19 protein-coding genes are annotated in these 16,965 nt (G+C 61.5%); 5 read left to right on the top strand and 14 right to left on the bottom strand.

Going from position 1 to position 16,965, the window contains the following annotated elements:
* Positions 1–4: 4 nt before the first annotated feature.
* Positions 5–964: a rhodanese-like domain-containing protein gene (locus tag ACFORG_RS07945; RefSeq protein ID WP_386734879.1), complete on the top strand. Its 960-nt coding sequence runs from the start codon at positions 5–7 to the stop codon at positions 962–964.
* A 63-nt stretch (positions 965–1,027) separates the two neighbouring features.
* Here the strand turns inward: ACFORG_RS07945 and rpmE are convergent, their stop codons facing one another.
* Entirely contained in the window at positions 1,028–1,249 is a 222-nt protein-coding gene (gene rpmE / locus ACFORG_RS07940) for a 50S ribosomal protein L31 (protein ID WP_386734878.1), read from the bottom strand.
* A gap of 11 nt (positions 1,250–1,260) precedes the next feature.
* Positions 1,261–1,644 carry a 50S ribosomal protein L19 gene (rplS, locus tag ACFORG_RS07935; protein WP_386734877.1) on the bottom strand — a complete coding sequence of 128 codons (384 nt, stop codon included), beginning with the start codon at positions 1,642–1,644 and terminating at the stop codon, positions 1,261–1,263.
* A gap of 363 nt (positions 1,645–2,007) precedes the next feature.
* Between rplS and ACFORG_RS07930 the strand changes: the two genes are divergently transcribed.
* Entirely contained in the window at positions 2,008–2,826 is an 819-nt protein-coding gene (locus ACFORG_RS07930) for a glycoside hydrolase family 25 protein (protein ID WP_386734876.1), read from the top strand.
* A gap of 3 nt (positions 2,827–2,829) precedes the next feature.
* Here ACFORG_RS07930 and trmD read toward each other — a convergent pair whose 3' ends face one another.
* From trmD to ffh, 8 genes are all read right to left on the bottom strand, one after another.
* Complete coding sequence (gene trmD, locus ACFORG_RS07925; protein WP_386734875.1) at positions 2,830–3,639, bottom strand: tRNA (guanosine(37)-N1)-methyltransferase TrmD; 810 nt, start codon at positions 3,637–3,639, stop codon at positions 2,830–2,832.
* A 125-nt stretch (positions 3,640–3,764) separates the two neighbouring features.
* Positions 3,765–4,283 carry a ribosome maturation factor RimM gene (gene rimM / locus ACFORG_RS07920; RefSeq protein WP_386734874.1) on the bottom strand — a complete coding sequence of 173 codons (519 nt, stop codon included), beginning with the start codon at positions 4,281–4,283 and terminating at the stop codon, positions 3,765–3,767.
* A gap of 165 nt (positions 4,284–4,448) precedes the next feature.
* Positions 4,449–4,823, bottom strand: a complete 375-nt coding sequence (gene rpsP / locus ACFORG_RS07915) for a 30S ribosomal protein S16 (RefSeq protein WP_386734873.1) — start codon at positions 4,821–4,823, stop codon at positions 4,449–4,451.
* A 44-nt stretch (positions 4,824–4,867) separates the two neighbouring features.
* Entirely contained in the window at positions 4,868–5,212 is a 345-nt protein-coding gene (locus ACFORG_RS07910; RefSeq protein ID WP_386734872.1) for a chorismate mutase, read from the bottom strand.
* The gene (locus tag ACFORG_RS07905; RefSeq protein ID WP_386734871.1) at positions 5,169–5,774 is read right to left on the bottom strand and encodes a GNAT family N-acetyltransferase; all 606 of its coding nucleotides are present in this window, start codon (positions 5,772–5,774) and stop codon (positions 5,169–5,171) included. The genes ACFORG_RS07910 and ACFORG_RS07905 overlap by 44 nt, the downstream gene beginning before the upstream one ends.
* Positions 5,771–6,307, bottom strand: a complete 537-nt coding sequence (locus tag ACFORG_RS07900; protein ID WP_386734870.1) for a GNAT family N-acetyltransferase — start codon at positions 6,305–6,307, stop codon at positions 5,771–5,773. Before ACFORG_RS07900 ends, ACFORG_RS07905 begins: the two co-directional genes overlap by 4 nt.
* Positions 6,304–6,837, bottom strand: coding sequence for a GNAT family N-acetyltransferase (locus tag ACFORG_RS07895; protein WP_386734869.1), 534 nt, complete (start codon positions 6,835–6,837; stop codon positions 6,304–6,306). The genes ACFORG_RS07900 and ACFORG_RS07895 overlap by 4 nt, the downstream gene beginning before the upstream one ends.
* Before the next feature lies 1 nt (position 6,838).
* Positions 6,839–8,344 (bottom strand): signal recognition particle protein, encoded by a 1,506-nt coding sequence (gene ffh, locus ACFORG_RS07890; protein WP_386734868.1) that lies wholly within the window; start codon positions 8,342–8,344, stop codon positions 6,839–6,841.
* Between the two features lie 285 nt (positions 8,345–8,629).
* Between ffh and ACFORG_RS07885 the strand changes: the two genes are divergently transcribed.
* The gene (locus ACFORG_RS07885) at positions 8,630–9,166 is read left to right on the top strand and encodes a prolyl-tRNA synthetase associated domain-containing protein (protein WP_386734867.1); all 537 of its coding nucleotides are present in this window, start codon (positions 8,630–8,632) and stop codon (positions 9,164–9,166) included.
* Here the strand turns inward: ACFORG_RS07885 and ACFORG_RS07880 are convergent.
* Positions 9,163–9,966: a crotonase/enoyl-CoA hydratase family protein gene (locus ACFORG_RS07880; RefSeq protein WP_386734866.1), complete on the bottom strand. Its 804-nt coding sequence runs from the start codon at positions 9,964–9,966 to the stop codon at positions 9,163–9,165. The two genes, ACFORG_RS07885 and ACFORG_RS07880, sit on opposite strands and share 4 nt — an antisense overlap.
* A 91-nt stretch (positions 9,967–10,057) precedes the next feature.
* Between ACFORG_RS07880 and ACFORG_RS07875 the strand changes: the two genes are divergently transcribed.
* Complete coding sequence (locus ACFORG_RS07875; protein WP_386734865.1) at positions 10,058–10,252, top strand: SlyX family protein; 195 nt, start codon at positions 10,058–10,060, stop codon at positions 10,250–10,252.
* Positions 10,253–10,400: 148 nt separating this feature from the next.
* On the top strand, positions 10,401–11,498 hold the full coding sequence (locus ACFORG_RS07870; protein WP_386734864.1) for a PAS domain-containing protein: 1,098 nt from the start codon (positions 10,401–10,403) through the stop codon (positions 11,496–11,498).
* 43 nt (positions 11,499–11,541) lie between these two features.
* Here ACFORG_RS07870 and ACFORG_RS07865 read toward each other — a convergent pair whose 3' ends face one another.
* The 3 genes from ACFORG_RS07865 to dnaE form a co-directional block, all read right to left on the bottom strand.
* A complete protein-coding gene (locus ACFORG_RS07865; protein ID WP_386734863.1) occupies positions 11,542–12,357 on the bottom strand; it encodes a DUF2182 domain-containing protein in 816 nt (271 codons plus the stop codon).
* A 7-nt stretch (positions 12,358–12,364) separates the two neighbouring features.
* Positions 12,365–13,003 carry a DUF1326 domain-containing protein gene (locus ACFORG_RS07860; protein WP_386734862.1) on the bottom strand — a complete coding sequence of 213 codons (639 nt, stop codon included), beginning with the start codon at positions 13,001–13,003 and terminating at the stop codon, positions 12,365–12,367.
* A gap of 221 nt (positions 13,004–13,224) precedes the next feature.
* Complete coding sequence (gene dnaE / locus ACFORG_RS07855; RefSeq protein ID WP_386734861.1) at positions 13,225–16,737, bottom strand: DNA polymerase III subunit alpha; 3,513 nt, start codon at positions 16,735–16,737, stop codon at positions 13,225–13,227.
* Between the last annotated feature and the right edge of the window lie 228 nt (positions 16,738–16,965).

Genomic DNA, 16,965 nt, shown 5'->3' with positions numbered 1-16,965 from the left:
TGCCGTGAAACGGATCTTCGCGTGGACCGCCATCATAATATTGGGTGCTGCGCCGGGCTGGACTCAGAACAGCTTCAACCAACCCGTTCAGCAGGGTCAGTTCGGCCAGCAAGGCTATGGCCAGGGCCAGATGGGCCAACAAGGCTACGGCCAGGGTCAGATGGCTCAGCAAGGCTATGGCCAGGGCCAGATGGGCCAGCAGGGCTATGGCCAGGGTCAGATGGGCCAGCAAGGCTACGGCATGGGTCAGATGGGCCAGCAGGGCTTTGGCCAGGGCCAGATGGGCCAGCAGGGCTACGGCCAGGGTCAGATAGGCCAGCAGGGCTACGGCCATGGTCAGATGGGCCAGCAGGGTTACGGCCAGGGCCAGATGGGCCAGCAGGGCTACGGCCAAGGTCAGATGGGTCAGCAAGGCTACGGCCAGGGTCAGATGGGCCAGCAGGGCTATGGTCAGGGCCAGATGGGCCAGCAGGGTGGAAATCCGCTCGATCAATTGGCGCACTACGAACGTCAAGACTTTGGCGTTCAGCCCGTCCAGCAACTTCACGCAGGTCAGATGCATGGGCAAACCCCGGCGTCGATACCGGGAGGGCAACTCTTGACGACCAAGGGACTTGTTGAATTGGTCCAGTCGCGGCAAACGCCGTACCTTCTTTTCGATGTGCTTGGCGGCGGAGAGACCCTGCCAGGCGCGATTCCAGCGGTCCAGGCGTCTTCGCCCGGGCATTTCCAGGATCAGACGCAACAGGCCTTCGGGCAATTCCTTCAGCAAGCCACCCAAGGCAATCAGGAGGTGCCTTTGATCTTCTACTGTGCCTCGATCGAATGCTGGATGTCTTACAATGCCGCTTTGCGGGCGATCAACCTTGGGTACCGCAACGTGCTCTGGTACCGCGGAGGGCTTGCCGCGTGGAAACAGGCGGGCGGCCTGACAAGCCAAGCCGGGCAGGGCTGGGGACAATAAGATTCCCGAAACGCAAAGCGCCGCCCGAAGGGGCGGCGCAGAATCTTTTCGTAGCGGTCAGGCTCAGAAGCCCAGACCCTCGTATTTCTTCTTGAACTTCGACACGCGGCCGCCGGCGTCCATCAGGCGCGAGGAGCCACCGGTCCATGCCGGGTGCGAGGAGGGGTCGATTTCCAGCGCGAGGCTGTCGCCTTCGCTGCCCCAGGTCGATTTCATCTGAACCACGGTGCCATCGGTCAGCTTGACGTCGATGATGTGGTAATCGGGATGGATGTCTTTTTTCATGAATCCGGTCCTTACGCCTCGGCGCCCGACTTGGGCTTGTAATTGGTGACCTCTGCGATCCGAGCCGACTTGCCGCGGCGCGAGCGCAGGTAGTACAGCTTCGCGCGGCGAACCTTACCGCGGCGCACAACCGTGATGCTGTCGATATTGGTCGAGTAGAGGGGGAACACACGCTCCACGCCCTCACCGAACGAGATTTTGCGCACGGTGAACGATCCGGCAATGCCTTCGCCGTTCTTGCGGCTGATGCAGACGCCTTCGTAGTTCTGCACACGGGTGCGCGACCCTTCGGTCACTTTATAGCCGACACGCACGGTGTCGCCTGCCTTGAAATCGGGGATATCTTTCCCCAGGGCGGCAATCTGTTCCGCCTCAAGCTGTGCGATCAGGTCCATCGCAATTCTCCTTATGCTCGTGGTTGCCCCACGAAGGTGATGCTGACCGAGAGCTCTTGGTCTTCACCGGGTCCTGCACGCGCAGCCCGCCAGAGATCGGATCGGCTGTTCCTTGTCCGAGTAGTCGACCTACCATTCGCGCCGTCGAAGAAAACGGATGCACATTGGTTGGCACAACCTACAAAGGCCCGGAGCCGCGCAAGCGGATCCAGACCCGCGCGGCATAAGGGCTTTCGTGCCTGGGATCAAGCCCTTTTGAACGGCGGTAGACCGCGCACGGCTGTCGCAATAGCGGGGTAGGGTCTTTCCACTGCCCTGTCGTTTCTGTCACATCTGCACAAGTTCCGCAAAAGGAGATCGCCCTTGCGCCTGGTTCTGCTGATCGTTCTGTGTCTTCTGGCGTCCGCCTGTGGTCGTCGCGACCCTGCACCTGAAAGTTCGGCACCGCGCGCCTCGGCCGCGACATCCGATGCGATCTCCTCTCTCGTAACTTATCCGAAGTTCGGCGATGCGGACCCGCATTCCTGGACGGGGCGCGGGCCGAGTTCCTATCCGATCCATGGGATCGACATCTCGCGCTGGCAAGGCGACATCGACTGGCCGCGGGCTCGCAATGCCGGTGTCAGTTTTGCTTTCATCAAGGCGACAGAGGGGGGCGACATCGTCGACCCCAAGTTCGACACGTACCGTCGTGGCGCGCGCGCGGCAGGCGTTCCATGGGGGGCATACCACTTCTACTATTTCTGCCGGCCCGCAGCCGAGCAGGCGCGATGGTTCATTCGCAACGTACCTCGCGGCGCGGACCTGCCACATGTGCTCGACATGGAATGGAACCCGTTCTCGCCCACGTGCCGCCTGCGCCCCGAGGGCACAAAGGTGCGCGCCGAGGCCGAGATATTTCTCGACATGCTCGAGGCCCATTACGGCCGGAGGCCCATCGTCTACACCACAATCGATTTCTATCGCGAAACGGGGATCGGGCGCTTGCGCGGGACAGAGTTCTGGCTGCGTTCGGTGGCTGGCCATCCGCGCCAGGTTTATCCCGGTGCGTTCTGGACCTTCTGGCAGTATTCCGGCACCGGCCTTGTGCCTGGGATCAACGGCAAGGTAGATCTGAACGTGTTCCACGATTCCCCGGAAATCTGGCTGCGCTGGAAAGCGGGGCAGATCTCTCGCCGCTAAACGCTAGGTGTCTCGGTCCTTGTAAGCCTCCCAGAGATCGGGGCGGCGTTCGCGTGTGATCTCTTCGGCCATGTCCTGACGCCATTGGGCAACGCGCCCGTGATGACCCGACATCAGAACCTCGGGAATCGTGCGCCCCTGCCATTCCGCAGGGCGGGTATACTGGGGATGTTCCAGAAGACCGGAGGAGAAGCTCTCTTCCTCCGCCGACGCTTCGTTGCCCAAAACACCGGGGATCAACCGCACGGTTGCGTCGATCAGGGCCTGCGCCGCGATCTCGCCGCCTGTCATCACGAAATCGCCCAGTGACACCTCTTCGACACCGTAGTGATCAAGCACGCGCTGATCGACGCCTTCGAACCGTCCGCAAAGCAGCGTGACCCCGTCGCAACGCGCAAAGCGGCGCATCATGGCCTGGTCCATCGGTTTGCCACGCGGGCTGAGATAGACGAGAGGCCAATTGCCGCGAGCATCTCGCATCGCGTAGTCGATGGCCGCCCCCAGCACGTCGGCGCGCAGCACCATGCCAGCGCCGCCGCCTGCTGGCGTATCGTCGACATTGCGGTGTTTTCCGATTCCGTATTGCCGCAGATCAACGGTCTCTAACTGCCACAAACCCTCCTGCAAGGCGCGACCCGTAAGGCTTTCGCCTAGAACGCCGGGAAAGGCACCAGGGAAGAGGGTGATGATCTTGGCTTTCCAGGCTCCATGCAGGTCAGGCGTCGAGGTGATCAGTTCGCGCGGCTTCAGCACTTGGCGGATTGCCTTGCGTGCATGGGATCGCGGGGCAGAGGGTTGTTTATCGTCAGACATGGCCGCGTCTTAAGCCAAAGCTGTAGCCATGCAAACGCCGAATGGCGACGTCAGACAATCGGGAACACGCCAACTGTGGCTCAACGGCGACCAACGCCGAGAATAGCGGACCTCTCCGCGTTCCGTCAGAACAGCCCCTCGGGCGGATCCGCGATAATGCGCCCCCGATACAGATCGACTGTCGGTACGGCTTCAACCGTGAAGGGCAACAGAACTGTCGATTTCAGCCCCGGACCGTGAATCTCGAGCAGGTCGGACGCACCGTGATTGAGAACCGACCGAACCCGTCCAAGCAAGCCACCCCCGGTGTCATACACCTCAAGGCCAATGAGATCGGCATGGTAGAACTCGTCATCGGGCAGGGCAGGAAGTTGATCGCGCCGTGCAAACAGGCGAAGACCCCTGGCGGCATCGGCCTCTTCCTTGGTCTCGATCCCGCCGAGGCGCGCCGCGAAACCGTTCTTGACTGCACGGGTGATGACGATGGGGATACGTCGTCCGCCGTTTTCGTCCGTCAATGGGGAGTAAAGGGCAATATCTTCCGGCTCGGCGCAGAAACTTTTTAGTCGCACCTCTCCCCGAACACCGAAGGAGCCGGCAACGGCGCCGACGCAGATCAAATCCTTGTTGGTATCGTCCGTCATCTCGTCGCAATCCCGATGCGCGCATGGCAGGCCATGGCGAAGATAGCGGAAGTAACGTCCGGCCCCAGCGGCGCCGCATTGCTGCAAAAATGCGCCTCGGCCAGAACGCTTGGCCCCGAAGGTACGTCGAAGCGGCGCAATCGCACCGCCCCGACGTTTGAAACATCACTCTTCGGCAGGTGCTGCGTCGGCTTCGGCCGCTTCTGCTGCCTTGGCGGCTTTCTCTTCGGCCCGCTCCTGGGCTTTCTTGCCGGGTGCGCCTTTCTTGGGGTTGTTGCGCTCGGCCTTGTCGCGGGTGCCTGCAGCTTCAAGCATGCGCGCGATCCGGTCGGTGGGCTGTGCGCCCTGGTCCAGCCAGTACTGGATGCGCTCCATGTCCATCTTCACGCGATCTTCGCTGTCCTTGGGCAGGAGCGGGTTGTAGGTGCCCAGCTTCTCGATGAAGCGGCCATCGCGCGGCATGCGCGAGTCGGCCGCCACGATGCGGTAAAAGGGGCGCTTTTTCGAGCCACCACGGGCCAGGCGGATTTTCATTGCCATTTTATGTTCTCCTTTAATGGCGGGGTGACGGGGAATTCCCCGCCCTATGCTTGGTGTTGCTTATGGTGCTGAATGACTTCAGCGATGATGAAGTTCAGGAACTTCTTGGCGAATTCAGGGTCCAGATCGGCCTGAACCGCCAGGTCTTCGAGCCGTGCGATCTGCGCGGCTTCGCGCGCAGGGTCGGACGGGGGAAGGTCGTGCTGGGCCTTGAGTTTGCCCACGGATTGGGTGTGCTTGAACCGCTCGCCCAGCGTATAGACCAGGATCGCGTCGAGCCTGTCGATGCTTTCGCGATGGCCCTTCAACAGCTCGGCAGCGCGGGCAACGGAATCGGAAGCGGTCTCAGTCAAGGGCCCATCCTTTCGGTTTGAAGAGCGGGTCGGCATAATGCGCGATCTCCATGTCGATTCCGTGCGCCAGTTGCGTACCGTCCAGCTGCGAAGGCGACGGGTGGCGATAGACCGCGTCATTTCCGTCGATGGTTGGCGCGTCGTGGTCCTTCTTGGCACCAAGGCGTTCGGCAAGGCGGATCGAGTCGAGGTTCTTGGGGTCAATATAGCTGACGGCCGTTTCCCACCCGCGCTCGCGGTAGAACCAGGCGCGTGCCGCATGCGTAGCCTCCAGAGCGTAGCCTTTGCCAGCTGCATCGGGCCAGATCACCCACGCAATCTCGGCCTCGGGCCAGCCTGCGGGCTTCCAGCCCCCGGCCATGCCAAGCGTCGCATCCGTTTCCTTGTCATGGATCATCCACATGCCATAGCCGCGGATCTCCCAATGGCCGATTTCGGCAGCATAGAGCATCCATGCCTCGTAGGTATTGAGAGGTCCACCCATGAACCGGGCGCGGTAGCTGGTGAAAGTCGCCTTGAAATTCGGGTAATCCTCCGGCTCCGGCCCTCGCAGGACCAGCCGCCGTGTCTCGATTACCGGGATGTTGACTCCGCTCATGCCATGCCCTCCGAGGCAGGGGCACGGTGCCGCCAGATTTCCATCCGGCCGAATTCCGGATGGTCGTAGTTGCTCTCGAACGCGGCGCCGAGCCGAGCAGCAACCGCCTTGCTGGCATCGTTGGCCGGATCAATGAGCGAGATCGCTGTCGGCCAACCCAAGACCTCGTAGGCATGAGCGCGCGCCGCGCGGCCGGCTTCTGTCGCGTATCCCTGACCGGTCGCGTTTGTCATCAGCGTCCAGCCGATTTCCGGCTCGGGCCAGCCATAAGGGTTCCACAGGCCGACATGACCAAGATAAGCACCGGTTTCCTTCGAATCCACGCTCCAGAACCCGTAGCCGCGGATCACCCAATGACCGATCATGCCCGCGAGGGAGCGCCATGTCTGGTCGGGGCGTCTTGGGCCGCCGACAAAGCGCGATGCATCCGTTTCGAAGAACGCGGCTTCGGCAGCGAAATCCGCCTCGCTTGGTGCACGAAGGATCAGACGCTCGGTTTCGATCACCGGTATATCAAGGGTGATAGCGCTCATGCATAAGCCTCCACCCCGCCCTGCACCTCGTTCGGATGCGGGTGGCGATAGACGACATCGTCCGGGTCATGTGCGGATGCCGCCGCATCGTGATACGCACCGAGCCGTTTCGCCAGCGCGACGGAGCGTGCATTGTCACGGTGGATGTAGCTGACCAGCGTGGGCAGGCCGCGCACTTCGAATGCCCAGTCCAGCGCGGCGCGTGCGGCCTCTTCGGCATAGCCCCGGCCCTCGAAGCCGTCGAACAGGATCCAGCCCAGTTCAACTTCAGCGAAATGCGGCGGCTTGGTGATCGCAACCTGCCCGACAAGCGCGCCGTCGGGCGTCTCGATCGCCCATCCACCCCAATTGCATAGCGACCAACTGCCGACTTCGGAAGCGAAGCCGTACCACAGATGCGTCTCATCCGAAGGCCCGTCGACATAGCGCGCCCGATCGCTCCGAAAGAACTCCCGGAACGCATCCATGTCGCTCAGGACATGGGGCCGCAGGCGCAGCCGCTCTGTCGATATGATGGGCGCTTCGGTCATTTCATTTCTTCTTGCCGAACCCGCTCAGACCGGGGGGGAGGGCCATGCCGCCACCCATACCCGGCAAGCCACCCTTGCCGCGCCCCATCGCCTTGGCCGCCGCTTCCAGCGCCTTGGGGTCCATGCCCTGTGCCATCTCCTCGGGCGAGGGGCCGCCCTTGCCGAACATGCCCGACATGGCCTGTTTCAGCATCTTGCCTTTGCCCATCTTGCCCATCTTCTTCATCATGTCCGCCATCTGGCGGTGCATCTTGAGAAGCTTGTTGAGGTCGCTGACCTCCATCCCGGCACCGGCGGCGATCCGCTTCTTGCGGCTGGCCTGAAGCAGCTGGGGATTGGCGCGCTCGCGCTTGGTCATTGACTGGATCAGGGCGATCTGCCGGCGGATGACGGTGTCGTCCATGCCGGCATCCTCGACCTGCTTGGCCATTTTCCCCATGCCCGGCATCATCTGCATCATGCCTTGCATGCCGCCCATCTGGATCATTTGTTCAAGCTGCATCTTCAGGTCATTCATGTTGAAATGACCCTTCATCATGCGCTTCATCATCTTCTCGGCCTGCTCGGCCTCGATGGTCTCCTGCGCCTTCTCGACCAGGGCCACAATGTCGCCCATGCCGAGGATCCGACCGGCGATCCGGTCCGGCTCGAACGTTTCAAGCGCGTCCATCTTTTCGCCCAGACCGACAAAGCGGATGGGCTTGCCGGTCACGGCGCGCATGGACAGCGCGGCACCACCGCGCCCGTCGCCATCCATTCGGGTCAGGACGACACCCGAAATGCCGATCTTGGCGTCGAATTCCTCGGCCACTTCGACGGCGACCTGACCGGTCAGACCGTCGACAACCAAAAGCGTTTCGCGCGGGGTGACCACGTCGCGGACGTCTTCGACTTCCTTCATCAGAACTTCGTCGATCTGCAAGCGGCCCGCAGTATCGAGCATGTAGACGTCATAACCGCCCAGAGCTGCCTGCTGCTTGGCGCGGCGGGCGATGTCGACAGGTTTCTGACCCGGCACGATGGGAAGCGTGTCGACGCCGATCTGCGTGCCTAGCACGGCCAATTGGTCCATCGCAGCCGGGCGGTAGATGTCGAGCGAGGCCAGAAGCACCTTCTTGCCCTCGCGTTCCTTCAAGCGCTTGGCGATCTTGCCGGTGGTGGTCGTTTTGCCACCGCCCTGAAGGCCGACCATCAGGATGGGCGCGGGCGGGTTGTCGATCTTGAGCTTGCCCGGTTCCTCCTCGCCGCGCAGGACATCGACCAGCGCGTCATGCACGATCTTGACGACCTGCTGGCCCGGCGTGACCGAGCGGGTCACGGCCTGTCCGGTGGCCTGTTCCTGCACCTTCTTGACGAAATCCCGGGCGACCGGCAGCGACACGTCGGCCTCGAGCAGGGCAACGCGTACCTCGCGCAGGGCAGTCTTGACGTCATCCTCGGACAGCGCGCCCTGCTTGGTCAGGCGATCAAAGACGCCAGAGAGGCGTTCGGACAGATTTTCAAACATGGCCCTCTTGGCTCCTTCGCCGGTTGCTGTGGCGCCCTCAAACTAAGGACGAACGGGTGACTTCTCAAACCCCCAAGCCGGATGAGATGTAGCCAAATGGCTTTGCCCCCACGGGCGCAACGCGCTGGTGGGGGGCGATCCCTGAACGGCTCACGGGACCGGAAGGTGTTACGCCTCCGGAAGATTGATGGCTCGTTACGCGGGATGCCCTGCGGAGTCAACCCTACGGGCCTTGCACTCGAGCGGCTGACCGGGCAGGGAGGGGCCATCTAGACCGAGGGGATCATGGACGCTTCATCTGCCCACCAGGACAGCCTGCCGATTACTTCTGACGCATTGCTTGCCCGTTTCGACAGCTGGGGTCTGACCTATCGGCTGCACAGCCATGTTCCGCTACGCACCGTCGACGATGCCAAGGCGGTCGAAGATGCGTTCATGGTCGACGGCGAGAACGCGTTGCGCCTCAAGAACCTTTACCTGCGCGACAAGAAAAAGCGCAATTACCTTGTTACCGTGGAACAATCGCGCGACGTCGATCTCAAGGCGCTGGCATCCACGTTGGGCGCAGGGAACCTGTCCTTTGGTTCTCCCGATCGGTTGATGCAGAATCTCGGGATCCGGCCCGGCGCGGTCAGTCCGCTGGCGATGATCACCGGGGTTGGGCAGGGGGTGCAGTTCTACCTGGACGCCGCTGCGCAGCAGTGCGACGTGATCTACATGCACCCGCTGGTCAACGATCGAACGATTGCCATGCCGCGAACCGACCTGATGACATTTCTGGATCGGATCGGTTGCGCGGTGAACTGGCTGCAGGCCGCCTAGATATCCGAGAAATCGCCGCCTCGGCCCTTACCGGCGGCAAAGCGGGCTGCACCGGCCTTACCCTCGGCGGCAAAGGTCCGGGCCGAGCGCCACTCGCGGCGCAATGCATCGGCAAGACCGGCAGGGGTGATCCGCGCCGAAAGGTGATCTGCCAGCATGCATTCCTGCGGAAACCGCGTCAGGTCGCGGGCGATGTCCTGCGCGACGGCCAGCGCCTGACCCTTCGGGCAGACGCGGTTGGCAAACCCCAGCCCCAGCGCTTCTTCGGCTTCGACCGGACGACCGGTGAGGATCAGGTCATTGGCCCGACCCTGACCAAGGATGCGGGGGAACCGAATAGTGCCGCCGTCGATCAGTGGAACGCCCCAGCGGCGACAAAAAACGCCGGTAACGGCCCCCTCGGCCATGATGCGCATGTCGCACCACGCCGCCAGCTCCATGCCACCGGCGACGGCGTGACCCTCGATCGCAGCAATCACGGGTTTGGACAGCATCAGTCGCGACGGCCCCATCGGGCCGGGTATCGGTTCGTTGACCGGATCGCTCCAGTCATCCGGAATATCAATGTCATGTATCCATTGGTCCGAGTCGCCCGCCCCGGCTGCCTTGAGGTCGAACCCGGCACAAAACGCACCCGCAACTCCCGTCAGAATGGCGACGCGCTGTTCCGGATCGGCCTCGAAGGCAATAAACGCATCATAAAGGCGCTCAGCGGTCGCGGGATCAACCGCATTGCGCAGTTCGGGGCGATTGATTGTGATGGTCGTGACGCCCTCGGCGTGGTCGATGATGACGGTCATTTCAGTCCTCCCTTTGGGCGAAGTGTCGACAACGGCGTCATTGCGTGGCAAGCGTGACGTTGCGCCGAACCCGGTCAACAGGAAACATGTCATGCAGCATCTGGAAGAGCGGATTGCCCACTTGACGCGGGCGATCGACGAATTGAGTGACATAGTCGCGCGCCAGCAAAACGAAATCGACGTGCTGACACGGCGGGTGCGGATGCTCATTGAACGTGAAGCCGATCGCCAGCAGGAGGGATCCGGAGGCGTCGTCCTGGGGGACGAACGGCCACCGCATTACTGAACGGAACGGCACCACAACGGCAAAACCGTACAGTGATCTACGTTTTTCTGCCTACCTTTTGCGGTTTGGCGGGTTGGCATTTGGAACCCTGTGCCGAGATGCCATAAAATGGCGGTAGGCTGACACATCAAGAGAGGAACGCCATCGGATGACGCCCGATCAAAAGACCGAGAAGAACCTGCGGGCCGCCGTAGAAAAAATGCCGGTCGCTATCGTGATCACAGATGCGCAGGCCGAGGACAATCCGATCACATATGTCAACGACGCGTTCCAGCGCGTAACGCTCTACAGCCGCGAATACGCCGTTGGGCGCAACTGCCGTTTCCTGCAGGGTGAACGCAGCGAACCGGAGCAGGTCGAAAACATCCGCAAGGGCCTTAGAAACGAAGAAGAGTTTCAGGTCACGCTGACCAACTACAAGGCTGACGGGACGCCTTTTCGCAACCTGCTGATGATTTCCCCGATCCACGATGATCAGGGACATGTCTCGGCCTTTTTCGGTGTACAACGCGAACTGAAAGACGAAGAGCAGGAAAAAGTACCGCAAGGCGAAGCGCTGCCACTGCTGCGGGAGTTGCAACATCGGGTCAAGAACCACCTGTCCATGATTGTCGGCATGATCCGGATGCAAGCCCGACAAAAGGTTACGCCGGATTCGTTTCACGCCATTGCACGGCGAATCGAAAGCCTTGCCCTGCTTTATGACGAACTCCTTGATACAAGCAGGGGGTATGGCCGGGATGACGAGATCTGGGCCGGCGCGTATCTCAGCCGCATCGTTTCGGTGATCTCAGCGCTCGAAGGGCGTGCGGCGGTGCGGGTCAACGCCAATTGGGAAGAGATCCGCCTGCCCGTGGACCAGGCTGCACGGCTTGGCCTCCTGTTGTCCGAGCTTTTGACCAATGCGCTGGAACATGCGTTCGAAGGGAGAGAGAGCGGCAGTATCACGGTGGATTTTCGACAGCGTGAAGATGGCAGCGTCAGGCTGGTCGTCTCCGATGACGGAACAGGCTTGCCCGAAGGCAGCAACTGGCCTTTCGGCGCGATAAGCGTGGAGGACCAGCAAAGCCGCGCCCGCGCCACGGCAGACCAAAAAGGTCCACTGGACACACGCGGCGAGGAAGGTCGCGCAGGGGTGGGCGGCTCAATCGTTCTGTCCCTGACGGAATCCATGGGCGCCAAATTGTCCGTCAAAAACAACGACCCGGGTACACGCATCACGGTTGATCTGCCTAGACGTCAATAGCGGCGCAGACCAAGCTCTCCTCAGTTAGCCGGTGCCTCGTGTTTCAGGTAAATGCGACGAACAGTCCAAAGCAGACAAGAACGCCCCCGGTGACACGAGTGAATGTCTGACCCGCGCCAAGGATCTTTTCAGCAAGCACATAAAGGGCAAGGCCGACGATCCAGTACAGGTTCATAATGCCCCCCACGAACAGAAGTGCCATCAGGGCCCAGCAACAGCCGAGACAGTAAAGCCCGTGATGGGCACCTGTGCGAAAGGCGCCAACTGCGCCTGGCCTTGCATGGTCGGCAAGAAACTGTGCCGGTGACCGGCAATGGCGCAGGCAGGCTTCCTTCAGCCCGGTGAACTGGTAGATCCCTGCAAGAAGCAAGACAGCCCCGGCAACGGGCCGGGATTTCAACGTCATCATGGGACCATCCGACAGTCCTGTCGCCTCGGTTGCCCACTGAAGCCCTGTTGCCACGAAACTGAAGGCGCCCCAGGCAGCAAGGTAGCCGGAAAGGAACACGAGGCTCAGCATGACGGCCTTGTCGCTCTCTGGACCGCGTTTTTTCAGGGCTGTGTAAAGCAAAAGCATCGGCGCGGCGCTGGGCGTCATCATGGCGATCATCATGATCCACCACATGAAAAACATCAGCACGGCATAGGAAAGCGACCAGACGGGTTGCTGCCCCATCGACATCGGGTCGCCGATGGGGCCTGCCATCCTTGTCATATCGGCTGCCGTCATGGACATGCCGACGCCGAAATAGGTGTAGAGCGCCGCAAGCAGGAAGATTAGGCCGGTTGCCGCTATGACGATCTGCCGATCGTGGCGGACCAGTCTTTCGACCCGTCCGCCGGAGTTTGCCGGTTGCATCGTTGGATCAGGCCGCGACGCGACCGTTTCCTGTCAGGTGCAGCGACGCGATATGGGCATGTGTTCCTGTGTTCTTGAGAAGGTCGAGCGCACCGCCACTCGTGCGGCTTTGTCCCTTGGCCATTTCAGCCCTGCCGAACTCGAACCCGTGCGGAAGTTGGATGCTGACCCGGTGCGGGTCGCCAGTGACGATATTTGGTATCGGCATGACGTCGGTTTCGACGATGCCATCGATGCGCCCTTTGCCGATCCGGTTCTCGGCATCGATTTCGACCGAGACGGGGGCATAAAGGGTTTCGTGCTGGGTCGGGCTCATCGCTGTGAAAACGAACCACATCGTGGCCATCTCGGCGGTGTCTTTGCCGGTCATGATCGCCTCTAGCGCCGCGCGCTGTTCCGCAGAGGCGTTTTCGTCGATGATCAGTTGAAACTGGCCGTTGCCCTCATGGATCGGACCGGGCCACTTGTAGATCCCGGCAGCGGTCAGTCCGTCCAGTGAGACATCGCCGTAATGGCCCTTGTCGAACCGAAAGAACGCGACAGCCTCGCAGGTTCCGTCTGTCGGCGCCACGCTGAATTGGCATGGGCAGCCAAAGTTGCAGTTACAATTCGCCAGTTCTTCGCCTTGAATACTCCAGTCAATCATGGGTCCCCCCCGCGAAAAAGGCCGCTCAAGGCGGCTTGCATCAATGCGTATTGCTCCTCGACAAGGTACCCCGGTTGTTCTGAAAGAACTTGGTTTGCAGTTTTTTGGATGACGTCAGGATAGCATATCTCGACCGTTTCGAGAACCGGCTTGCGATACCTGGTCCTTTCCGCCCCGTTGGTCTCGACCGGGGGAAACCCCGATCGCATCGCGTGGTGTCGTCAAAGTTCCTCGACCGTCATCACCCCGTCGAGAGACTTAATTGCCCCTTTGATCTGGGGGCTGATTGGGAAATCTTGGCCCAGCTCCATCTCGACATCCCCCGGCAGGCCCGGCCCCAGCAGACACAGCTGGATCGGCCCGCGCGCCGCCCCGCGAGCGGCTTCCGTAGCCTCTTCCAGCACACGCGCGACGGTCGGCAGGGCGTTGGGCTGGTCGAGATAGATTTTCAGGCCGGCCGTGCCGGCATCGGCGACCGCCATGTCCACCGGACCCACGGTGCGGCCCAGCAGCTTCAGTTGATCCGCTTCCAACGTGGCCTCGGCGGTCAGGATGACCTTGGCTCCGGTTTCGAGAAAATCGCGCGATTTCTCCAATGCTTCGGAGAACAGCGTCACTTCGTACGCGCCGGACGGGTCGCTCATCTGCACGAATGCAAAGCGGTTGCCACGGGCCGATTTTCGCTCCTGGCGGCCTGCAACGACGCCTGCCATCTTGGCAACGATGGGGCCGGAGCGCGTCTTGTGCTCGACCTCTTCCAGTGTCAGCACGCCCTTGCGCTTGAGCGCGCCCATGTAGTCATCCAGCGGATGGCCGGACAGGTAGAAACCGACGGCCTTGAATTCTTCGCTCAACCGCTCTGCGGGAAGCCAGTCGGGCACTTGCGAAAGCCTTGGTTCGGGCAGGTCGTCCCCCGCATCGCCGAAGAGCGAGACCTGATCCGAGTTCTGCTGGTCATGCACGGCCGACGAATACTGCACCAGAGCATCGAGGCTTTCGAAGACGCGGCGACGGTTACTGTCCAGATTGTCGAACGCGCCTGCGCGGGCCATCATTTCCAGAGGACGCTTGCCGACCTTCTTCAGATCGACGCGGCGGGCAAAGTCATAGATGTTGACGAACGGCCGTTCGCCATTCTCCGTCTGTCGTCCGCGAACGACGAGGTTCATCGCCTCGCCCCCCACGTTCTTAAGCGCGCCGAGCGCATAGACCAGCTCGCCGTTCACCACGTCGAAGGTCGCCAGCGAACGGTTCACGCAGGGCGGCACCCAAGGCAGGCCAAGGCCTTTGCGGACCTCTTCGAAATAGACACCCAGCTTGTCAGTAAGGTGGATATCGCAGTTCATGACGCCGGCCATGAACTCCACCGGGTGGTTCGCCTTGAGCCACGCGGTCTGGTAGGAGACCACGGCATAGGCCGCCGCGTGCGATTTGTTGAAGCCGTAATTGGCGAACTTTTCCAACAGGTCGAAAACCTCGGTGGCCTTTTTCCGGTCCACGCCGTTCTCTGCTGCGCCCTTCTCGAACTTGGGCCGTTCGGCGTCCATCGCCTCCTTGATCTTCTTGCCCATCGCGCGGCGCAACAGGTCGGCGCCGCCCAGCGAATAGCCCGCCATGACCTGCGCGATCTGCATCACCTGTTCCTGGTAGACGATGATGCCCTGCGTTTCCTCCAGGATATGGTCGATCAGCGGGTGAACCGATGCGATTTCGCGCAGACCGTTCTTGACCTCGCAATAGGTCGGGATGTTTTCCATCGGGCCGGGCCGGTAGAGCGCGACAAGGGCCACGATGTCCTCGATGCAGGTGGGCTTCATGCGCTTGAGCGCATCCATCATGCCCGAACTTTCCACCTGGAACACGGCGACTGTCTTGGCGGCAGAGTAAAGTTTGTAGGTGGCCTCATCATCCAGCGGGATGAGGTTCATCTGGTTCTCGCCACCCGGCGCGGGTACATACAATTGCGTGCCATCCGCGGCTTGATGCAGCATGCGGCCTGATTTCAGGATCAGGTCCAATGCGTTCTGGATGACGGTGAGGGTCTTGAGCCCGAGAAAGTCGAACTTCACCAGCCCGGCCTGTTCGACCCATTTCATGTTGAATTGGGTGGCCGGCATGTCCGAGCGGGGGTCCTGATACAGCGGCACCAGCGCATCCAGCGGCCGGTCGCCGATCACGACACCCGCGGCGTGGGTCGACGCATTCCTGAGCAACCCCTCGACCTGCTGGCCATAGGTCAGCAACCGGTCAACAACCTCTTCACGACGGGCTTCCTCTGCCAGTCGCGGCTCATCCTGAAGTGCCTTTTCGATCGAGACGGGTTTGACCCCTTCGACCGGGATCATCTTTGACAGCCGGTCGACCTGACCATAGGGCATCTGCAACACGCGGCCGATATCGCGAACGGCGGCCTTGGACAGAAGCGCACCAAAGGTGATGATCTGGCCGACCTTGTCGCGCCCGTATTTCTCCTGCACGTAGCGGATGACTTCTTCGCGACGGTCCATGCAGAAGTCGATGTCGAAATCGGGCATCGAAACCCGCTCGGGGTTCAGGAAGCGTTCAAACAGCAAGCTGTAGCGCAGCGGGTCGAGGTCGGTAATGGTCAGCGCATATGCCACGAGCGAACCCGCGCCCGAGCCACGGCCTGGACCGACGGGAATGTCGTGATCCTTGGCCCATTTGATGAAGTCGGCAACGATCAGGAAGTAACCCGGAAAGCCCATCCCCTCGATGATGCCAAGCTCGAAATCCAGCCGCTTCTGGTATTCCTCGGGGCTAACCGCGTGGGGGATGACCTTGAGCCGCTCCTGCAGGCCCTCGTTGGCCTGCCGGCGAAGTTCTTCGACCTCGTCATCGGCGAATTTCGGCAGGATCGGATCACGGCGATAGGCCATGAAGGCGCATCGCTTTGCAATCTCGACAGTGTTCTCGATGGCCTCGGGCAGGTCGGCGAACAGGGTCACCATTTCCTGCTGTGACTTGAAATAATGCTGCGGCGTCAGGCGGCGGCGCGGATCGGCCTGATCGACATAAGCGCCCTCGGCGATACAGATCAGCGCGTCATGCGCCTCGTACATGTCCGAGTTTGGAAAATAGACGTCGTTGGTGGCCACCAGTGGCAGCGCCTTGGCATAGGCCATTTCCACATGCCCGCGTTCGGACAATTGCTCCGCCTCGGGCAGCCCGTCCTCACCCGGATGGCGCTGCAACTCGATATACAGCCGGTCGGGAAACATGGCTGCCAGCCTGTCCACCAAACCTTCTGCCGCCGGACGCTGCCCTGCGCGCAGCAGCCGCCCCACCGGACCGTCCGGTCCGCCCGACAGACAGATCAGCCCTTCGGAACGCGCTTCCAGTTCGTCCAGCGTAACATGTGGCAGCTCGCCCGGCTTTGCCACGTAAAGGCAGCTGGAGAGCTTCATCAGGTTCTCGTACCCCGCCTCGGACTGCGCCAGCAGCACGATGGGGGCAGGGGCGGCGGGACGGTCGCCGGGCCTTGTCTCGACATATGCCAGATCGACCTGACATCCGATGATGGGCTGGATGCCGGCCCCGGACAGGGTCACCGAAAATTCAAGCGCCGCGAACATCGAGTTGGTGTCGGTGACCGCGACCGCAGGCATCTCCATCTTCTCGCACAGGGCGGGCAGCTTTTTCAGCCGCATGGCGCCTTCGAGAAGAGAGTATTCGGTATGGGTGCGAAGATGAATGAATCGGGGGGTGCTGCTCATGGCGGCAGACTACTCCGGCCCGGGGCAGGGCGGAAGGGTGTCAGGTTGATGGAAAATGAGGCGGCATTCTCTTGTTTCGTTTGAAGCTGTTTCAGCCCCCGCCTTGTGCTTGGATGCGTAAACTGCTGAATACAAAAGCATACAGCTTCTTGGGCGCGACAGGATGTCCCGCCTTCATGGGGTGACGCGGCGGTTTCTCTTGCCAGACTGCAGGTCGGCTTTCTAACC

It is taken from the genome of Lutimaribacter marinistellae (assembly GCF_042648365.1).
Classification (GTDB): domain Bacteria; phylum Pseudomonadota; class Alphaproteobacteria; order Rhodobacterales; family Rhodobacteraceae; genus Lutimaribacter_A; species Lutimaribacter_A marinistellae.
Note: the sequence above shows the minus strand (reverse complement) of the source record. Positions and strands in the feature narration are given on the sequence as shown.